Source organism: Herbaspirillum frisingense GSF30 (genome assembly GCF_000300975.2).
In the GTDB taxonomy this organism is placed as follows: domain Bacteria; phylum Pseudomonadota; class Gammaproteobacteria; order Burkholderiales; family Burkholderiaceae_D; genus Herbaspirillum; species Herbaspirillum frisingense.
Window position 1 is genome coordinate 1 of record NZ_AEEC02000031.1, and the last position, 17,717, is coordinate 17,717.

Consider the following 17,717-nt stretch of genomic DNA (forward strand, 5'->3'; position numbering starts at 1 on the left):
GTCTTCGATGTGGGTGGCAATCGACCAGACGTGGCCGAAGGGATCACGCAGGGTGCCGGAGCGGTCGCCGTAGAACTGGTTCTGCACCGGTCGCAATTGCACGGCACCGGCGGCAATCGCCTGGCTGAAGACGGCATCGACGTCGGCCACGTAGACCAGCAGGCTTACGCCTGCGCCGCCCAGCGTCTGCGGGCTCAGGAAGCCCAGTTCGGGATGTTCGTCGGCCAGCATCACGCGGGCATCGCCGATCTGGATTTCGGCGTGCCAGACCTTGCCGTGGGGACCGTCCAGGCGCATGACTTCCACGGCGCCGAAGGCACGGCCGTAGAACGCGATGGCCTCGGAGGAAGCCTGCACGATCAGGTAGGGAGTGACGCTGTGGTAGCCCGCCGGCAAGGCGCAGGCGGAAGGACTGGACTGGGGCAGCGTGGCTGCGTCAGGCGGGGTGGTCATGTCGTCTCCTCGGTCATCGCCGGTAGCGGCACTATAGCAGCAATGCCAGTGCGGCTACCGGGGTGTGATCACGAGACGAGCTTAAGCAAAAGTGAAGGATCAGGCAAATTCGGACAGCAGGTTGACCTGTTGCGCGAAGATCTTCGGGCTGCCGGCGATGACGTCGCCCTTGTAGAGGTAGTCGGAGTCGCCCTTGAAGGTGCCCACGATACCGCCCGCTTCGGTCACCAGCAGGGAACCGGCGGCGATGTCCCAGGGCTTCAGGCCCTTCTCGAAGAAGCCGTCCAGGCGGCCGGCGGCGACATAGGCCAGGTCCAGGGCGGCAGCGCCCGGGCGGCGCAGGCCGGCGCTGTGCTCGGTCATGACCTTGAACATGGTGACGTATTCGTTCAGGCCGTCCAGGTCGCGGAAGGGGAAGCCGGTGCCGATCAGGGCGTCAGCGATCTTGTCGCGCTTGCCCACGCGGATGCGCTTTTCGTTCAGGTAGGCACCCGCGCCCTTGGAGGCGGTGAACAGGTCGTTGCGGGTGGGGTCGTAGACCACCGCCTGGGTGATGATGCCGCGCTGTTGCAGGGCGATCGAGACGCAGTATTGCGGAAAGCCGTGGATGAAGTTGGTGGTGCCGTCCAGCGGATCGATGATCCAGACGTTTTCGTTTTCATCGTGCAGGTTGTCGGAAGCACCGGATTCCTCGGCCAGGATGGCGTGGTCGGGGTAGGCGTTCTTGAGCACGTCGATGATGGCATCCTCGGCGGCCTTGTCCACTTCGGTGACGAAGTCGTTGTGCGACTTCTTGGAGACCTTCAGCAGCGATACGTCGAAGGACGCGCGGTTGATGATGGTGGCGGCGCGGCGAGCTGCCTTGATCGCCGTGTTGAGCATGGGTGGGATGATCATTCCGATGGTTCCGTTAAAATTGCGGCCATCGTTGACGATGGCTGCGTTGCTCATCGTCGCCATGGCCGACGGGCCGGCCTCCCGCGTCAAGCTTGCGGAACAGCTGGCCAGGCGAAACCCGGCAGTCAAACCAGTCGACGATGAAATTAATGAGCGTTGCGCCACCCGCGGCTGTTATGCTTGCGGGTTTGCCATGCAGTCCGGGGCGCAAATCGATCAACCTGAGCCAACCTGGGTTTGATCTGTTGCTGCAATATTGACGTTTTGCCAATATCCTATCCTGGGGCGCGAATCCCGCTATTTTAAATGAACAAGCAAGTGTCAGGACAATCTCTTTTCAGCCGTTTGCGTTTCGTTCTGGTCAATACCAGCAGTCCGGGCAATATCGGCTCGGCGGCGCGGGCCATCAAGACCATGGGCTTTTCGGAGCTGGTGCTGGTCAATCCGCGCTTTCCGGACGCGGTCAAGGAAGATGAAGCCATTGCCTTCGCCAGTGGCGCACTGGATGTGTTGCAAAATGCACGCGTCGTCGGCAGTGTCGAAGAAGCGTTGCAAGGCTGCAACTTCGCCGCCGCCGTCAGCGCCCGGTTGCGCGAGTTTTCGCCGCCGGTGGTCTCCCCCCGCGAGCTGGCCGGCCAGCTGTCACGTGATACCGGGCTCAATGCTGCGCTGCTGTTCGGCAACGAGCGCTTTGGACTGCCCAACGAGGTGGTGCAGAAGTGCCAGGCGTTGTTGAACATCCCGGCCAACCCCGATTATTCCTCGCTGAACCTGGCGCAGGCGGTGCAGGTGCTGGCCTACGAGTGCCGCATGACGGAGCTGGAAGTGCAGGGCGGGCCGATGCAGACCAGCGGCGATGCGCGCGCGCCGGGCGAGGTCGGGTTCCATGGCCAGAGTGCCAGCGTGGCCGAGATCGAGGGTATGTTTGCCCATCTGGAACAGGCGCTGGTGTCCATCGATTTCCTCAATCCCGACAATCCCAAGAAACTGATGCCGCGCTTGAAGCGCATGTTCTCGCGCGCCCAGCTGGAGACCGAAGAGGTCAACATCCTGCGCGGTATCGCCCGCCAGATCCTGGAGCCCAAGCAGGCCAAGGCCGGCAAGTCCGGACAGAACGAACAAGGAGAAGGCTGACATGGCCAAGCTGACCCTGGACCGCATCCTGCAATCGCAGGGTTTCGGTTCGCGCAAGTATTGTCGTGAACTGATCGAGGATGGTGAAGTCTCGATCGGTGGTGAAGTGGTGGACGATTACCGGGCCACGCCCGAACCCACCGGGCTGGTGCTGACCATCTTCGAGGAAGAGTGGGAATACCGCGAGCACGTCTACATCGCCATCAACAAGCCGCCCAACATCGAGTGCTCGCGCAAGCCCAGCCATCATCCGGGCGTGCTGACCTTGCTGCCGGAGCAGTTCACCTGGCGCGATGTGCAACCGGTGGGGCGGCTGGATCACGATACCACCGGGCTGTTGCTCATGTCCGACGATGGCGCCTTCATCCACGCCCAATCCTCACCCAAGCGCCACGTTCCCAAGGTGTATGCGGCCACCACCGCCGAGCCGGTGACGCAGGCGCTGATCGAGCAACTGAAGGCGGGCGTGCAACTGCACGACGAACCGGCGCCACTGGCCGCCACCCGCTGCGGCCAACTGGGTGAGAACTTGCTGGAGATCGTGCTGGAGCAGGGCAAATACCATCAGGTCAAGCGCATGCTGGCTGCCGCCGGCAATCATTGCAGCGCCTTGTCCCGGGTCGCCATCGGTGGCTTGCAACTGGAGGCGCTGGGGCTGGAGGAGGGGGAGTGGACTTACCTGGATGCGCAACAGATGGCGCTGCTGGTGCCGGATCAGGAGTGATCCAATATGCGAAAGCGCCTCGGTTGACACGCACGCCATAGGATCAGCGTGGGTTCTGGATGCGGGCGCGCAGCAAGTCCGCGAACTCATCGATGCAAATACTGATCGATGGGCCGGGCTCAAAGGCCTCCAGGATAAGCACCTGCAAGTGCCTCTCGCCCTCGTTTTGCGGGCCGACGACCTCCGCGGTCTGTTCTAGGGCCGGAGGCGTATCTTCGGGAGTGGGGCGGAGCGGGAAGGGCATCGGGCGATCATAAGTGTGTTCCCGCAGAGATTGCTGCTGTACTCATATTGAAGCGGCCACCCGTGGTGATTTCCTGGGCATTTCCGAATTAATTCGGCCCTTTCCCCGGTCGCCTACCTCCTTAATGCCGGACCTCTCCCGCCTCGCTCGCACCACTTACATCAGCCACGAACAGTTGCGCGCAATCCACCGCATCGAACTCATAGTGCTGCCCGCAGAAGTCGCAGTCGATGGCCAGCTTCTCCATCTGCGTCAGTGCTTCGGCGATTTCCTCCTGGCCCAGCATCTTCAGCATGTTGCCGACCTTCTCGCGCGAGCAGGAGCAGTGGAATTGCGGATGTACGGGGTCGAAGACGCGGATGTTCTGTTCCCAGAACAGGCGGTGCATCAGCATGGCGATGTCGGTGGAGAGCAATTCCTCGCGCCGCAAGGTGTCGCCCAGCATGACCATGTGGTTCCAGGCTTCCAGCTCGCCCTCAGGCTTGGCGGTGGGGGCGGCGGTGCCGCCGATGGTAGGCAGCTTTTGCAGCAGCAGGCCGCGTGAGACGTGTTCGTCGGCGGCCAGCCAGAGCTTGGTGTCCAGTTGCTCGGAACGCAGCATGTAGTTTTCGATCACGGTAGCCACGCTGTCGCCATCCAGCGGCACCACGCCCTGGTAGGCCTGCTGACCCGGCAGCTTGTCCTTGGGGTCGAGGGTGATGACGAAGCGGCCATCCCCGTTGGCATTGACCAGGTCGGTGAGGGTGGCGTCGTCGGCGATCTGCGCATCGTCGGCCAGCTTGGCGGTGGCGCGCAGCTGCAGTTCGGAGTCGCACTCCACCACCAGCAGCTTGACCGGACCATCGCCGTGGATCTGCATGACGATCATGCCATTGAACTTCAGGTTGGCCGAGAGCAGGGCAGACGCCGCCAGCATCTCGCCCAGCAGCGTGCGTACCGCGACCGGATAGTCGCGGCGGGCCTGGACCTGGCGCCAGGTGTCGGAGATTTCGACCAGCTCGCCCCGCACGGGGGCGTTGTCGACCAGGAATTTTTGCAGCGTGTCTTTCATTGTTTCCTTTGCTTGGCGGCTCAGGCGATGCGCTTGAGCTTGGCCTTGAACTGTTGCGCGCGCTGGACATAGCTGTCCGTGCCGGCGTGCATGCGCGCGATATCTTCTTCACTCAACTGGCGAACTGCCTTGGCGGGGGTGCCGATGATCAGCGAGTTGTCGGGGAACTCCTTGCCCTCGGTCACCAGCGCGCCGGCGCCGACCAGGCAGTTCTTGCCGATCCTGGCGCCATTGAGCACCACCGCCTGGATGCCGATCAGCGCGCCTTCGCCGATGGTGCAGCCGTGCAGCATGGCCTGGTGGCCGATGGTGACATTCTTGCCGATCACCATTGGATACCCTACGTCGGTATGCAGCACAGCCCCTTCCTGTACGTTGCTGTTCTCGCCGATGGTGATGAGTTCATTGTCGCCACGGATGGCCACGTTGAACCAGACGCTGGAATGCGCCTCCATCTTCACCTTGCCCACCACGGTGGACGACTCGGCCACGTAGGCGGTGTCGTGGATTTCGGGGGTGTCCTGCTCCAATTGGTAGATCGCCATAATAAAATTGTCTCCTCGTTACCTGCTGGTCGGTATGTGATGCCTTGCCTTGCGGTGAACTTGTCTTCATATGGAGACAAGTCCGGCGTCCTCAACCGCGTATTTTACCTTCCCTGAAAGTCAGTTCCTTGGATCAGTCCTCTTCCCCAGATGAAGTCTTTTCATTCACCGGCCTGCGTCGTGCTGCCCTGTCTTGCCTGAAAGAAACCCGTCCGGATATGAAGTGCAGCGCGGTGCGCAGCTTGCGGGCCGCGTGGTCGGCAGGCGAACTGCCCCTGGAGCAGGAGGATCTGGCAGCGCTGGACGAGGGCAGCGGGATCCCGGGCCGTCCGGCGCGGCCGGAACTGGTATCGCCGCTGGAGGTGAAGCATCGTTCTATGGGCACGCCCGAGGGCCGGGCGGCGCTGATCCATGCCCTGGCGCATATCGAGTTCAATGCCATCAACCTGGCGCTGGACGCGGTCTGGCGCTTTCCCGGCATGCCTCGTGATTTCTATGCAGACTGGATGCAGGTCGCCGATGAAGAGGCCTATCACTTCAGTTTGCTGGCCGACCATCTGAAGACTCTTGGCTATGCCTATGGTGATTTCACCGCCCACAATGCCTTGTGGGACATGGCGGAATCGACCAAGGGCGATGTCCTGGCGCGCATCGCGCTGGTGCCGCGCACGCTGGAAGCCCGTGGGCTGGACGCGGCACCGCCGGTACGTGCCAAGCTGGCGCAGGCGGGCGACCTGGCGGCGGCGGAGATCCTGGACATCATCATGCGCGACGAGGTGGGCCATGTGCTGATTGGCAATCGCTGGTTCAACTGGTTGTGCGAACAGCGCCAGCTGGACCCGGTGGCCACTTTCGCCCAGTTGTGCCTGCGCCACAAGGCGCCGCCCCTGCGTGGGCCGTTCAATCTGGAGGCCAGGCGGGCAGCCGGCTTTTCGGACGAGGAAATGCTGATGTTCACCGATCTTTCGCGATGATCGACGGATTTGCAAGAAATGTAAGCAATTTTCGCGACAGCGGGCCGGGGCTTGCTGTTGTGCTATCGTCTTCCCCGAATTCCGACCTTTTGGAATCGATTATATGAATGGAAAGGATGACAACATGAACAAGATGTCCAAACTGTTGGCCGGTGTGGTCGTGAGCGTTGCCGCCATTTCCCTGCTGGCGGCCTGCCAGAAGAAGGAAGAGCCGGGTCCGGCCGAGGCCCTGGGCAAGAAGATCGATGGCGCCGTGCAGGACGCCGGCAAGAAGCTTGACGAGGTGACCGGCCAGGCCAAGGACCAGACCAGCGAGTCCGGCTCCAAGCTCGATGGCGCCCTGGATCAGGCCAAGGTCGAGGCCAAGGAAGCCTACGAAAAGACCAAGGAAGGCGCCAAGGACCTGGCGCAGAAGACCGGCGAAAAGATGGAGCAGGCCGGTCAGAAGCTGCAGGACGCAACCAAGAAATAAGAAGAAGCAAGAAGAACCAGTCACGTCCTCTTGCGCACTATCAGACTACCGGTCGTTGCCCGGTGGCCATCCCGATGCCGTCCCGCCAGTGCTGGACGGCATTGTGCTTTTTGGCGGCTCTTTTCAGATGCTATTCACGGGCGTTGTGGATCAGGTCGATCACCATCTCCTGGATGGAGGGCTCCAGCGCCAGTGCGACGTGGCCGATGCCGATGACCGGGATATTCCAGGCCCCATCCAGGTGAGCTGAACTCTGCGGCGAGATGATGTTGTCGTGATGGGAATAGATCGAGACGATGTGCGAGAGGGCATCCGCTTCTTCGGTGGCGGCGAGCTTTTGCAGCCATTCGCTGCTGCGGCCTTCTTCGTAGCGGCCCAGCCAGTTCATTTCCCCGCAATTGATGCCGATGCCGAAGTTGGCGATGGCCGTGCCGTGGTGGGGCGAGCCCAGGGTGATCACGCGGGCCACGCGGTCGCAGCCGTGGTCGCGCAGGTAGGCGCGGGCGGCCAGTCCGCCCATGCTGTGGGCGACGATGACGATCTTCTTCTGGCCGGTCTCGGCCAGCACGCGTTGCACGGCGGCATGCACCAGCGGCGCGTACTCGTCGATGCTGCCGAAGACCGGCTCCATGTCCAGCGCATAGTGGGTGATGTGGGCCTGGCGCAGCTCCAGGCTCATCCAGCGCCAGTAGCCGCTGTTGCAGCCATAGCCGTGGATCAGCAGGACCGGCAGCGAGGTCGTGTCGGGATAGCTGAACTGGTCGAAACGCAGGAAGGGCATGGCCCAGGAGGAGCACAGCATGGTCGCGCGGAACTCCCGCAGGAACAGGGTGCCGACCTGCAGCCAGCTGATTTCCACCGGGTTGGAGGTGCGGCCGCGATACGGCCAGGTCAGGAAGAAGCTGTTGGCGGTGATCTGCGCGCGCAGCAGCAGGACGATGAGGAGGCCGCCCACGGCGGCGGCCACGATAGGCCACTCGAAATGCCGCAGCAGGAGGTAGAACAGGATCGCAATGCCGAACTGGATGAGGAGCAGGGTTCTGGAGATGCGTGAAATCATGCGGGCGGGCGTCCGGGCGATCGGGTGGGCGGGCATGCAGGCGCATGCGGTCGCCCGAGAGCATAACAGAGCGCCACGCTGCGCTCATGTCTGCTTCATGACTTGGCGTCGGCTTGCTGCAGGGGCGCTTTCAGCGGTGGGGTGATGTCGACCAGGCGTGTGCCGGCGAGGCGGTCGTGCAGGAACTGGCCTTGCCGATCGACCCTGCTGGTCAGCGCCCAGAGAAGCAGGTTGGCCGCCGGGATCAGGACCAGCAGCCAGTGTTGTCCGCGTGCCAGCGAGGCCAGTGCCAGCCCCGGCAGTATCCACAGCCAGGCCAGCAGGAAACGCAGCATTGCGCGCCAGAGCCCGACCGGCTGCCCCTGGCGATCGACCACCCTGAAGCGCCAGGTCTTCATCGCCAGGGTCTGCCCGCCGTGGGTCCAGAACCAGATGAAATAGACCGCCAGCACCAGGAACAGCCAGGCTTCGAGGCCATGACGAAGGTAGAGTGCGTGGCGCTGTTGCAGCAGGGTGGAGAACAGCCAGCCGGACATGAACAGCACGCCGAACAGCAGCATCGATTCATACAGCATGCTGCTGAGGCGGCGGCGCAGGGAGGGCGTGGTGAAATCCGTCATGGTCCGGGTTCGGTCCTGGTTGTTGGTGTGGTGGCCGCAGGGAGGGGTGGTGATGGGGTTCGGTCACTCTCCAGATCGCGGGCATGCATGCCGCTGGCGCGGCCCGCAGATGGTAAAGCAATCGGGCCGGCTTGCCTATGCGCTGACTTGAGCCAGCGCAAGGTGGGAAAGGTGGTGGCGTAGCGACTTGCGTCGAGCGCGAAAGCGTTGGAAACGCCGGGGGAACAGAGGGGCGACGAACGGGGTGAACCTGGCCGGATGATCGGACCAGGCAGAATGGCGGGCTTACTTGCTGTCAGCCGTCGTGTTCGTTGCAGCCGTCACGGCTGGCGCGGTCGCTGCGGCACTGATGGCCACCGTGGTCGGAGCCGCCGCAGTGGGTGTCAGGGCCGGCACCGGCGCGGCTTGCGAGCCTGGGACCAGGGCCGGAGCAGGTGCTGCGGCCGGGCTTGGGGCCGGGACGACAGGCAACGGACGATCCAGTGCCTCGGCTGGAAGCTGGATGGTGGGCGCAGCGGCCGAAGGCGTGGTCGGCAGCTTGGCAACGCGGCGCGGCAGCTTGGCTTCGGCGAGCTTCTTTTTCTGCTCTTCGGACAATTGCTGGTACTTGGTCCACTGCTCGTGCTTTTCTTCCGCATCGAGCTTCTTGGCGCGGGCGTAGTTGGTGCGGGCGGCGCTGCGCTGTGCCGGGGTCAGTTTGACCCAGTCGCGCATGCGTTCATGCAGGCGCTGTTGCTCTTCCGGCTTCATTTTGGCGTAACGCTTGCCGATTTCCAGCCATTTTTCTTTCTGCAGCTCGCTCATGCGCGGCCACTCGACGGTCAGCGGTTCCAGTGCTTCGTGCTGGGCTTGCGAGAGATTGGCCCAGGCCAGCTTGCTCTCGGGCTTGCGGGTGGCGGTTTTGGTGGCGGACTTGGCGGGATGGGAGGTGCCTGTCGAGGTAGCTGCTGTTGCCGCAGCGGCCGGTGCTGTCGGCGCAGCTGCGGTGCCAGCGTTGGCCGGGCTGGCTACAGGTGGCGATGCCGGGGTGGCAGCGGGTGCGACGGTTTGCGTGTTCTGCGCCACGGTCCAGGCGCAGCTCAATCCACCGGCCAGCACGGCCAGCGCCAGCGCGATGCGCGAAAGGCGGGCGTAGGCGTTGACGGGAGTGCCGGTGGTCTTGCGCATCGTTTTATTGTCCCTTTTCTGCCAGGAAGGCGTTGAAACCATGGTCCAGGTAAGCCGACAGCGGCAGCTCGTCGGAGAGCACGGCCGCATCGATGTCGGCCAGGTAGGAGACGCGCTTGGCGTTCTCGTGCTGATAGATGCCGGCAAAGAGGATGATGCCCACCAGCAGTGGCGCGGCCACTCCCAGGCGGTTCCACCAGGACGGGCTTTCCTGATGCAGCATGCCGCCGCCGAAGGCGCCTGCCAGCACGGGCTGTTCGACGCGCACGGTCATGGGCGTGTGTTTCTTGCGTGCCAGCGCGACCCGGCGTGCAGCAGCCAGGCTTTGCAGGGTGTCGTCGGACAGGTTGTCCAGATTGGCGTCAAGCGCCAGCTTCACCTTGTAGGCGAATTGCATTTCCTTGTTCTTCATAATGAGATTCCTTTGGCTCTTAGAGCTTGAGCCAGCGCGTGAGTTGCGCGGGAGCAATGGGTTTTTACGCTACCTTCGGAGCAACCCATGGCGGCGGCCGTTTCCGCCACGTCCATGTCCTGCCAATAACGCATCAGGAATGCTTCCCGTTGACGCGTAGGCAGCTTTTGTATTTCGGCATCGATCAGGTTCAGGGTCTGCTCGCGCTCGACCTTGTCGGCGCTGGATTCGGCGGCTTCGGAGCCGTCTTCCGATTCCAGGCTTTCGAGGACGTCGAAGTCGTCCGGGCCGTCGCCATCGCTGTGGTTGCCGCCAAAGCTGGAGAACAGGCTCACCCAGGTGTTGCGCACCTTTTCGCGGCGGAAGAAGTCATGGATGGTGTTTTGCAGGATGCGCTGGAACAGCATCGGCAATTCGCCGACCGGTTTGTCGCCGTATTTCTCGGCCAGCTTGATCATCGCATCCTGAACGATGTCCAACGCGGCTTCGTCCTTGCGCACGGCATACACCGCCTGTTTGAAGGCGCGGCGTTCGACACTTTCAAGAAAATCGGAGAGTTCTTTGTCAGTTGCCATGCAATACGGTGTGCCGGATGGGTTGCCGGCCAACACGGGCAAAGAGGTTCATGTCTGGCCAGCCGAAATGCGAAAAATGCAAGAAATCGTCAAAAAGCAGACCGAATGCTAGCAAAGTTGGCTGTCTTTGTCCTGAAGTTTATCCCCGCGCGGCGCCACAAACGCGAGTGCAGCCGATCATTTCGCCGCCATTCCACCTGAATTAGCTTGACCAAAATGATGCAACGCATTACTGTCCTGTTTCCCGCCTCCCACATCTGGGGCGTTTTTGTTCCTTGCCGGTGCTTCACATAAGGTCGTGCCGGTGCAGGAAATGCTTTATAGGTTTAAAGCTTGTTTGTTCTAACCCGTGCCACAAGCGCGAGGAATCAGTAAGAGTCGAACTTGTACCAAGGCTGAACGAGTCGCGTTGAGCGGCGTTTCAAACTCCACTACGGTTGGAGCGCAGAAACGGCGTGACCGCACAATAAAGGGATGCTGCCGGCAAGACGACGAATGCGATTCCGTCAGGAGAGAACATCCGATCAATTTCCAATGGACCTTGAAAGGAAGCAGCATGAGTGCTGAGCAACTCACCGGCGCGGATATACTCGTCCGTTGCCTGGCTGAAGAGGGTGTTGAACACGTCTTCGGCTATCCTGGTGGCGCCGTCCTCTATATCTACGACGCAATCTTCAAGCAAGACAAATTCCAGCACATCCTGGTTCGTCACGAACAGGCTGCCGTGCACGCTGCGGACGCGTATTCGCGTAGCTCGCAACGGGTCGGCGTGGCCATCGTCACCTCCGGCCCCGGTGTGACCAATGCCGTCACCGGCCTGGCCACGGCCTACATGGACTCCATCCCCATGGTGGTGATCTCCGGCCAGGTGCCGTCGACCGCCATCGGTCAGGACGCGTTCCAGGAGTGCGACACCGTCGGTATCACCCGCCCCTGCGTGAAGCACAACTTCCTCGTGAAGGATGTGAAGGACCTGGCGGAAACCGTCAAGAAGGCCTTCTATATCGCCACCACCGGCCGTCCCGGCCCCGTGCTGGTCGATATCCCGAAGGACATCACCATGCATACCTGCGCCTACGAGTATCCGAAGGCGGTGGAAATGCGTTCCTACAAGCCGGTCGACAAGGGCCACTCGGGCCAGATCCGCAAGGCACTGCAGCTGCTGCTGTCGGCCGAGCGTCCGATGATCTACACCGGCGGCGGCATCATCCTGGCCAATGCCTCGCCCGAGTTGAACAAGCTGGTCGATCGCCTGGGCTATCCCTGTACCAACACCCTGATGGGCCTGGGTGCCTATCGTTCGTCCAGCGACAAGTTCGTGGGCATGCCCGGCATGCACGGCACCTACGAAGCCAACATGGCCATGCAGCACTGCGACGTGCTCATCGCCATCGGTGCCCGTTTCGACGACCGTGTGATCGGCAATCCGAAGCATTTCGCCTCGAACGCCCGCAAGATCATCCATATCGATATCGACCCGTCGTCGATTTCCAAGCGCGTCAAGGTCGACATCCCCATCGTGGGCAATGTCAAGGACGTGCTGCAGGAAATGCTGGTCCAGCTGGATGCCGCCGAGACCCGCCAGAACGGCGCGGCGCTGGACAACTGGTGGAAGCAGATCAACGAGTGGCGCAAGCGTGATTGCCTCAAGTTCGCTACCTCGGACGAATTCATCAAGCCGCAATCTGTGGTGCAGAAGGTGTGGGAAGTGACCAAGGGCGATGCCTTCATCACCTCCGACGTCGGCCAGCACCAGATGTGGGCCGCGCAATACTACGGTTTCGACAAGCCGCGTCGCTGGATCAACTCCGGCGGCCTGGGCACCATGGGCGTGGGCCTGCCGTACGCCATGGGCGTGCAGATGGCCAACCCCGATGCGACCGTGGCCTGCATCACCGGCGAAGCCTCGATCCAGATGTGCATCCAGGAGCTGGCGACCTGCAAGCAGTATCACCTGACCCCCAAGATCATCCTGTTGAACAACCGCTTCCTGGGCATGGTCCGTCAGTGGCAGCAGATCGACTACGGTTCGCGCTATTCCGAGTCCTACATGGATTCGCTGCCGGACTTCAACAAGCTGGCGGAGTCCTACGGCCACGTCGGCATGAAAATCGAGAAACCGGGCGATGTCGACGGCGCGCTGCGCGAAGCCTTCGCCATGAAAGACAGGCTGGTCTTCATGAACTTCATCACGGATCAAACCGAGAACGTCTGGCCCATGGTCAAGGCGGGCAAGGGTTTGACTGAAATGTTGCTGGGTTCGGAGGATCTCTAATCATGCGCCATATCATTTCTGTGCTGCTGGAAAACGAAGCCGGCGCATTGTCCCGTGTCGTGGGTCTGTTCTCCGCACGCGGCTACAACATCGAAACGCTCACCGTTGCACCCACCGAAGACCCGACCCTGTCACGCATGACCATCGTGACCTCCGGTTCGGACGATGTGATCGAACAGATCACCAAACACCTGAACCGCCTGATCGAGGTGGTGAAGGTCGTCGATCTGACGGAAGGCGCGCACATCGAGCGCGAACTGATGCTGATCAAGGTGCGCGCAGTGGGCAAGGAACGGGAAGAGATGAAGCGTACTGCGGATATCTTCCGTGGCCGCATCATCGATGTCACCGAGAAGACCTATACGATCGAGCTGACCGGCGCCAAGAGCAAGTTGGACGCCTTCATCGACGCCCTGGACCGCACTGCGATCCTGGAAACGGTCCGTACCGGCGGCTCCGGCATCGGTCGCGGCGAACGGATCCTGAAGATCTGATCGACCGCGCCAGGCAGTACCCATCACACATACATACATTCAATTCGAGCTATTCGGAATATAGGAAAAATCATGAAAGTTTTCTACGACAAAGACGCAGACCTGTCCCTGATCAAGAACAAGAACGTGACCATCATCGGTTACGGTTCGCAAGGTCACGCTCACGCGCTGAACCTGAAGGATTCGGGCGTGAAGGTCACCGTCGGCCTGCGTAAGGGCGGCGCTTCCTGGTCCAAGGCCGAGAAGGCCGGCCTGAAGGTCGCTGAAGTGAACGACGCCGTCAAGGACGCCGACGTCATCATGATCCTGCTGCCCGACGAAAACATCGGCCAGGTCTATGCCGAAAACGTCGCACCGTTCGCCAAGCAAGGCGCCACCGTCGCTTTCGCCCACGGCTTCAACATCCACTATGGCCAAGTCGTGCCGCGCGCTGACCTGGACATCATCATGATCGCTCCGAAGGCCCCCGGCCACACCGTGCGTTCGACCTACAGCCAGGGTGGCGGCGTGCCGCACCTGATCGCCGTGCACCAGGACAAGTCCGGCTCGGCCCGTGACCTGGCCCTGTCGTACGCCACCGCCAACGGCGGCGGCCGTGCCGGCATCATCGAAACCAACTTCCGCGAAGAAACCGAAACCGACCTGTTCGGCGAACAGGCCGTGCTGTGCGGCGGTACCGTGGAACTGATCAAGGCCGGTTTCGAAACCCTGGTGGAAGCCGGTTACGCTCCGGAAATGGCCTACTTCGAGTGCCTGCACGAACTGAAGCTGATCGTGGACCTGATCTATGAAGGCGGCATCGCCAACATGAACTACTCGATCTCCAACAACGCCGAATACGGCGAGTACGTGACCGGCCCGCGCGTGATCAACGCCGAGAGCAAGGCTGCGATGAAGAAGGTGCTGGAAGACATCCAGACCGGCGAATACGCCAAGAGCTTCATCCTGGAAAACAAGGCCGGTGCACCGACCCTGATGTCACGTCGTCGCATCAACGCCGAACACCAGATCGAAATCGTGGGCGAGAAGCTGCGCGCCATGATGCCCTGGATCAAGGCCAACAAGCTGGTCGATCAAAGCAAGAACTGATCTGCCACTTGTGCAAAAAAACGCCACGGTTCGCCGTGGCGTTTTTTTTCGCCCCTGCACCCCTGCGCATCGATGCGGATGACGGGGGCGCGAGATGAAGGGCCGTGTCGTTACCGCTTGTTGCATTTGCCCAAGAACCAAGCGGATGGGCAGTCGTCGAAGTGCAGGGTGAATGACTTGAATATGAAGTTATCATCACCCGTCCACGACCAAGAATAAAGAGGATCCCCTATGACACCTTCCCGCAAACTGATGTTGGGCGCCGCTTTGGCGACCGCTTGCCTGGCATCGCAGGTCCAGGCGCAGACTCCGGCGCAAGCCCAGGGCAGCATGCCGGCTGCCGTCGCCACCACCGGTACCATGGTAGTGGTTCCCGCCAATGGCGAGATCAGCGTAGCCAATGACCAGGCCCGCGTGACCCTGCAGGTTGAAGAGCAAGACAAGGACAAGGCCACCGCCGCCTCCCGTGTGAACCAGAAGATGAAGCAGGGCATCGAGCTGTTGAAGCGCCAGGACCCGCAAGCCACGCTCAAGAGCTACGGCTACTACACCTATGCGGTCTATGCCGAGCCGCCCCAGGTCACGCCCCAACAACCGCGTCAGCCGGCCAAGGCCCGCGCAGTGGTGGGCTGGCGCGTCGGCCAGTACCTGGAGATGACCACCGAGAACCTGAGCGCACTGCCCAAAACTGTGGCGTCGGCACAGAGCCTGTTGAACCTGAACGGCCTGCAGTTCGGACTGAGCCCGGCGGCGGCCCGCAAGCTGGATGCGGCCCTGGTCAATGCCACCTATCGCAACCTGGAAGAGCGCGTCGGCTTCATCGCCAATGCCATGCATCGCGCTCCGTCTGATGCCGTGATCGAGACAGTTGACTTCGAAGGCTCGGGCAACTATGCGGCACCGGCCGCCGCCCCCATGGCCAAGGCCGCCATGATGCGTTCGGACATGGTGCAGGAAAACGCCAGCGTGGCCGAACCCAGCTTCGAGCCGGGCGAATCCACCGTCAACATGCGTCTGGTCGGCAAGGTGCGTTTCAAGTAGGCAGGACCGGTGTCAAGAACTGTCAGCCCGCACGGGCTGACAGGGGAGGGAGGCTATAATCGGCCTCCCTTTCCGTTTTAAGGATCCACATGCGGAACATCGCCAAGCTCATCCTTCCCGTCGCGGCCGTCCTGCTGGCCGGTAGCGCCCATGCCGACATCTGTGCCGACCTGCGGGCCATGCAGCAGCAGGCCCCCTCACATTTCGACGGCTGGAAGAAGGATGGTCAGGACTCGGTCGTCAAGGGCGACAAACGTGGCCCCGTCTACCTGTCCAATTTCATGCTCGATGGGGCCGAGGTCTGTACCATCTCCAGCAACTCCTCCGTCTATTCCTGCGTCTGGCGCCTGGCCTCGCCGGCTGATCTGGGGCGCGCCTACCAGCGCATGGTCAATGACATCAAGGCCTGTGCGCCGCTGGGCAAGGAACCTGCCGGCATCATCGCCGACGAACCTCAGCAGCGCAGCCAGGGTGACCTGCGCCAGGTCACCGAGGTGACCGGTTTCGACTATGCCGACGTCGAAGCGACCGTGCTGGTCGGCCAGATGCAGTTGACCGGACCGAAAGGTCTGGCGCGCAATGAACTGAAGTTCAGCTTCTCGCATCCCCAGCCCCGCTAGCGGCCGCTCGTCTGTACGGCCGCCACCGCCCCTCCCGGGTCGACAGCCACCGCCGGAGTCGACCCGCCCCGCGGGCGGATTGGCAAAACCTCTCCCAGACCGTCAAATAGCGCCCGCCAAGCGCCCCGGGCGGCGCATTTCGTTGCATTTAATGGGCGCTGGACTAGAATAGGCACGCTTTTACTTTTGAACTTTCCGCGAGCACTGCGCGATCATTGGAGCAACATTGAACAATAACCACTATCCCCACCCCATTATCGCCCGCGAAGGCTGGCCCTTCCTGACCATCGCCGTGGTCGTGGCACTGCTGGCCACCTATTTCTGCGGCGCCTGGTCCTTCCCGCTGTGGATCATTGCGCTGTTCGTGCTGCAGTTCTTCCGCGATCCGCCGCGCGTGATCCCGCAGGCTGCCAATGCGGTGCTGTCGCCGGCCGATGGCCGTATCGTGGTGGTGGCTCGCGCCCATGATCCCTATACCGACCGTGAAGCCCTGAAGATCAGCGTCTTCATGAACGTCTTCAACGTCCACTCCAACCGTTCCCCGGTGGATGGCAAGATCGAGAAGGTGCAATACTTCCCCGGCAAGTTCGTCAATGCCGACCTCGACAAGGCCTCGCTGGAAAACGAGCGCAATGCCCTGGCCATCACCACCACCAGCGGTCACAGCGTGACCTGCGTGCAAGTGGCCGGCCTGATCGCCCGCCGCATCCTGTGCTACGTCAAGGCCGGTGACACCCTGGCCCGTGGCCAGCGCTACGGTTTCATCCGCTTCGGCTCGCGGGTGGACGTGTACCTGCCGCTGACCGCTATCCCCAAGGTCAGCGTGGGTGAAAAGGTTTCCGCGACCGAAACCATTCTGGCCGAACTCTGATCACACCTGCATAGCCTGCACCCGCCGCTGTATGAATGAGGCGGGTGGTTTTCTGCATAACCTCTACTGGACATCGATGCCAACACTAAGACGACGCAAGGCCAAGGCCGGCATTCCCTTCCCGAAATCCCTGCGCAAGCCCAAGGCGGCGCAACTGGACGAATCCGGGCAGGTGGTGGTGCGGCGCCGGTCGCGCGGGATCTACCTGTTGCCCAATGCCTTCACCACGGCCGCGCTGTTCTGCGGTTTCTACGCCATCGTGATGGCGATGAACCTCAAGTTCGACTATGCCGCCATCGCCATCTTCGTGGCCATGGTGCTGGACAGCCTGGACGGCCGGGTCGCCCGCATGACCAATACCCAGAGCGAGTTCGGCGCCCAGTACGACAGCCTGTCCGACATGGTCTCCTTCGGTGCCGCGCCGGCGCTGGTGGTCTACGAATGGTCGCTGCGCGGCATGGGCAAGCTGGGCTGGCTGGCGGCCTTCGTCTATTGCGCTGGTGGCGCGCTGCGGCTGGCGCGCTTCAACACCAATATCGCGGTGGTCGACAAGCGCTACTTCCAGGGCTTGCCCAGCCCGGCCGCAGCGGCACTGGTGGCCGGTTTCGTCTGGCTCATGGATGACCTGCGCTTTGCCGGTACCGACCTCAGCTGGTATGGCTGGGTGATCACCCTGTACGCCGGCATTACCATGGTGACCAATGTGCCGTTCTACAGCTTCAAGGACGTCAATTTCCGCAAGCCGGTGCCCTTCATCGCCGCACTGCTGGTGGTGGTGGCGCTGGTGCTCATTTCCAGCGATCCGTCCAAGGTCTTGTTCGGCCTGTTCGTGCTGTACGGCCTGTCCGGCTATGGCGTCTATCTCTGGCGCCGTCTCAAGGGCCGCCCGGTCAGCATCGTGCAGACCAAGGATGAGCATGGGGACGAGCCGCATTGAGTTGCCCGGGTCATGGCTCTTCATGGTCATGGCCATGCCAGCTACGCAGACACCCGGCCCCG

At 62.0% G+C, this 17,717-nt stretch carries 21 protein-coding genes; 12 read left to right on the top strand and 9 right to left on the bottom strand.

Annotated features, from left to right (window positions below):
* A partial coding sequence (locus HFRIS_RS18435) for a VOC family protein (protein WP_006712868.1) occupies positions 1 to 453 on the bottom strand: 453 nt, incomplete at its 3' end.
* 99 nt (positions 454 to 552) lie between these two features.
* A complete protein-coding gene (locus HFRIS_RS18440; protein WP_006712869.1) occupies positions 553 to 1,350 on the bottom strand; it encodes an inositol monophosphatase family protein in 798 nt (265 codons plus the stop codon).
* On the opposite strand from HFRIS_RS18440, the gene HFRIS_RS24985 reads away from it, so the two are divergent.
* The 3 genes from HFRIS_RS24985 (at position 1,343) to HFRIS_RS18450 (ending at position 3,208) form a co-directional block, all read left to right on the top strand.
* The gene (locus HFRIS_RS24985; RefSeq protein ID WP_244436318.1) at positions 1,343 to 1,591 is read left to right on the top strand and encodes a hypothetical protein; all 249 of its coding nucleotides are present in this window, start codon (positions 1,343 to 1,345) and stop codon (positions 1,589 to 1,591) included. The genes HFRIS_RS18440 and HFRIS_RS24985 overlap by 8 nt on opposite strands.
* 65 nt (positions 1,592 to 1,656) lie before the next feature.
* Complete coding sequence (locus HFRIS_RS18445; RefSeq protein ID WP_039876404.1) at positions 1,657 to 2,484, top strand: RNA methyltransferase; 828 nt, start codon at positions 1,657 to 1,659, stop codon at positions 2,482 to 2,484.
* 1 nt (position 2,485) lies between these two features.
* Complete coding sequence (locus HFRIS_RS18450) at positions 2,486 to 3,208, top strand: pseudouridine synthase (RefSeq protein WP_006712873.1); 723 nt, start codon at positions 2,486 to 2,488, stop codon at positions 3,206 to 3,208.
* A 365-nt stretch (positions 3,209 to 3,573) separates the two neighbouring features.
* Here HFRIS_RS18450 and hslO read toward each other — a convergent pair whose 3' ends face one another.
* On the bottom strand, positions 3,574 to 4,503 hold the full coding sequence (gene hslO, locus HFRIS_RS18460) for an Hsp33 family molecular chaperone HslO (RefSeq protein ID WP_006712876.1): 930 nt from the start codon (positions 4,501 to 4,503) through the stop codon (positions 3,574 to 3,576).
* A gap of 20 nt (positions 4,504 to 4,523) precedes the next feature.
* Entirely contained in the window at positions 4,524 to 5,048 is a 525-nt protein-coding gene (locus tag HFRIS_RS18465; RefSeq protein ID WP_006712877.1) for a gamma carbonic anhydrase family protein, read from the bottom strand.
* A 128-nt stretch (positions 5,049 to 5,176) separates the two neighbouring features.
* Between HFRIS_RS18465 and HFRIS_RS18470 the strand changes: the two genes are divergently transcribed.
* Together HFRIS_RS18470 and HFRIS_RS18475 are read left to right on the top strand one after the other, a co-directional pair.
* Positions 5,177 to 6,022, top strand: coding sequence for a ferritin-like domain-containing protein (locus HFRIS_RS18470; RefSeq protein ID WP_039876407.1), 846 nt, complete (start codon positions 5,177 to 5,179; stop codon positions 6,020 to 6,022).
* A 124-nt stretch (positions 6,023 to 6,146) separates the two neighbouring features.
* Positions 6,147 to 6,494 (top strand): hypothetical protein, encoded by a 348-nt coding sequence (locus tag HFRIS_RS18475; protein ID WP_039876428.1) that lies wholly within the window; start codon positions 6,147 to 6,149, stop codon positions 6,492 to 6,494.
* A gap of 130 nt (positions 6,495 to 6,624) precedes the next feature.
* Here the strand turns inward: HFRIS_RS18475 and HFRIS_RS18480 are convergent, their stop codons facing one another.
* The 5 genes from HFRIS_RS18480 to HFRIS_RS18500 form a co-directional block, all read right to left on the bottom strand.
* Positions 6,625 to 7,554 carry an alpha/beta fold hydrolase gene (locus HFRIS_RS18480; RefSeq protein WP_006712880.1) on the bottom strand — a complete coding sequence of 310 codons (930 nt, stop codon included), beginning with the start codon at positions 7,552 to 7,554 and terminating at the stop codon, positions 6,625 to 6,627.
* A gap of 95 nt (positions 7,555 to 7,649) precedes the next feature.
* Complete coding sequence (locus HFRIS_RS18485; RefSeq protein WP_006712881.1) at positions 7,650 to 8,174, bottom strand: RDD family protein; 525 nt, start codon at positions 8,172 to 8,174, stop codon at positions 7,650 to 7,652.
* Positions 8,175 to 8,459: 285 nt separating this feature from the next.
* On the bottom strand, positions 8,460 to 9,341 hold the full coding sequence (locus HFRIS_RS18490; RefSeq protein WP_006712882.1) for a DUF3106 domain-containing protein: 882 nt from the start codon (positions 9,339 to 9,341) through the stop codon (positions 8,460 to 8,462).
* Positions 9,342 to 9,345: 4 nt separating this feature from the next.
* A complete protein-coding gene (locus HFRIS_RS18495; protein ID WP_006712883.1) occupies positions 9,346 to 9,753 on the bottom strand; it encodes a DUF3619 family protein in 408 nt (135 codons plus the stop codon).
* Positions 9,750 to 10,328: an RNA polymerase sigma factor gene (locus HFRIS_RS18500; RefSeq protein ID WP_006712884.1), complete on the bottom strand. Its 579-nt coding sequence runs from the start codon at positions 10,326 to 10,328 to the stop codon at positions 9,750 to 9,752. Before HFRIS_RS18500 ends, HFRIS_RS18495 begins: the two co-directional genes overlap by 4 nt.
* Before the next feature lie 556 nt (positions 10,329 to 10,884).
* Here HFRIS_RS18500 and HFRIS_RS18505 point away from each other — a divergent pair.
* The 7 genes from HFRIS_RS18505 to pssA all read left to right on the top strand — a co-directional run bounded on the left by HFRIS_RS18505 (position 10,885) and on the right by pssA (position 17,655).
* Positions 10,885 to 12,603 (top strand): acetolactate synthase 3 catalytic subunit, encoded by a 1,719-nt coding sequence (locus HFRIS_RS18505; protein ID WP_006712886.1) that lies wholly within the window; start codon positions 10,885 to 10,887, stop codon positions 12,601 to 12,603.
* A 2-nt stretch (positions 12,604 to 12,605) separates the two neighbouring features.
* Complete coding sequence (gene ilvN, locus HFRIS_RS18510) at positions 12,606 to 13,097, top strand: acetolactate synthase small subunit (RefSeq protein ID WP_006712888.1); 492 nt, start codon at positions 12,606 to 12,608, stop codon at positions 13,095 to 13,097.
* A gap of 72 nt (positions 13,098 to 13,169) precedes the next feature.
* Entirely contained in the window at positions 13,170 to 14,186 is a 1,017-nt protein-coding gene (ilvC, locus tag HFRIS_RS18515; RefSeq protein WP_006712890.1) for a ketol-acid reductoisomerase, read from the top strand.
* Positions 14,187 to 14,417: 231 nt separating this feature from the next.
* On the top strand, positions 14,418 to 15,227 hold the full coding sequence (locus HFRIS_RS18520) for an SIMPL domain-containing protein (RefSeq protein WP_006712891.1): 810 nt from the start codon (positions 14,418 to 14,420) through the stop codon (positions 15,225 to 15,227).
* Between the two features lie 89 nt (positions 15,228 to 15,316).
* Positions 15,317 to 15,847 carry a hypothetical protein gene (locus HFRIS_RS18525; protein ID WP_006712893.1) on the top strand — a complete coding sequence of 177 codons (531 nt, stop codon included), beginning with the start codon at positions 15,317 to 15,319 and terminating at the stop codon, positions 15,845 to 15,847.
* Positions 15,848 to 16,073: 226 nt separating this feature from the next.
* A complete protein-coding gene (locus tag HFRIS_RS18530) occupies positions 16,074 to 16,718 on the top strand; it encodes a phosphatidylserine decarboxylase (protein WP_006712895.1) in 645 nt (214 codons plus the stop codon).
* 76 nt (positions 16,719 to 16,794) lie between these two features.
* On the top strand, positions 16,795 to 17,655 hold the full coding sequence (gene pssA, locus HFRIS_RS18535) for a CDP-diacylglycerol--serine O-phosphatidyltransferase (protein WP_006712897.1): 861 nt from the start codon (positions 16,795 to 16,797) through the stop codon (positions 17,653 to 17,655).
* Positions 17,656 to 17,717: the final 62 nt, after the last annotated feature.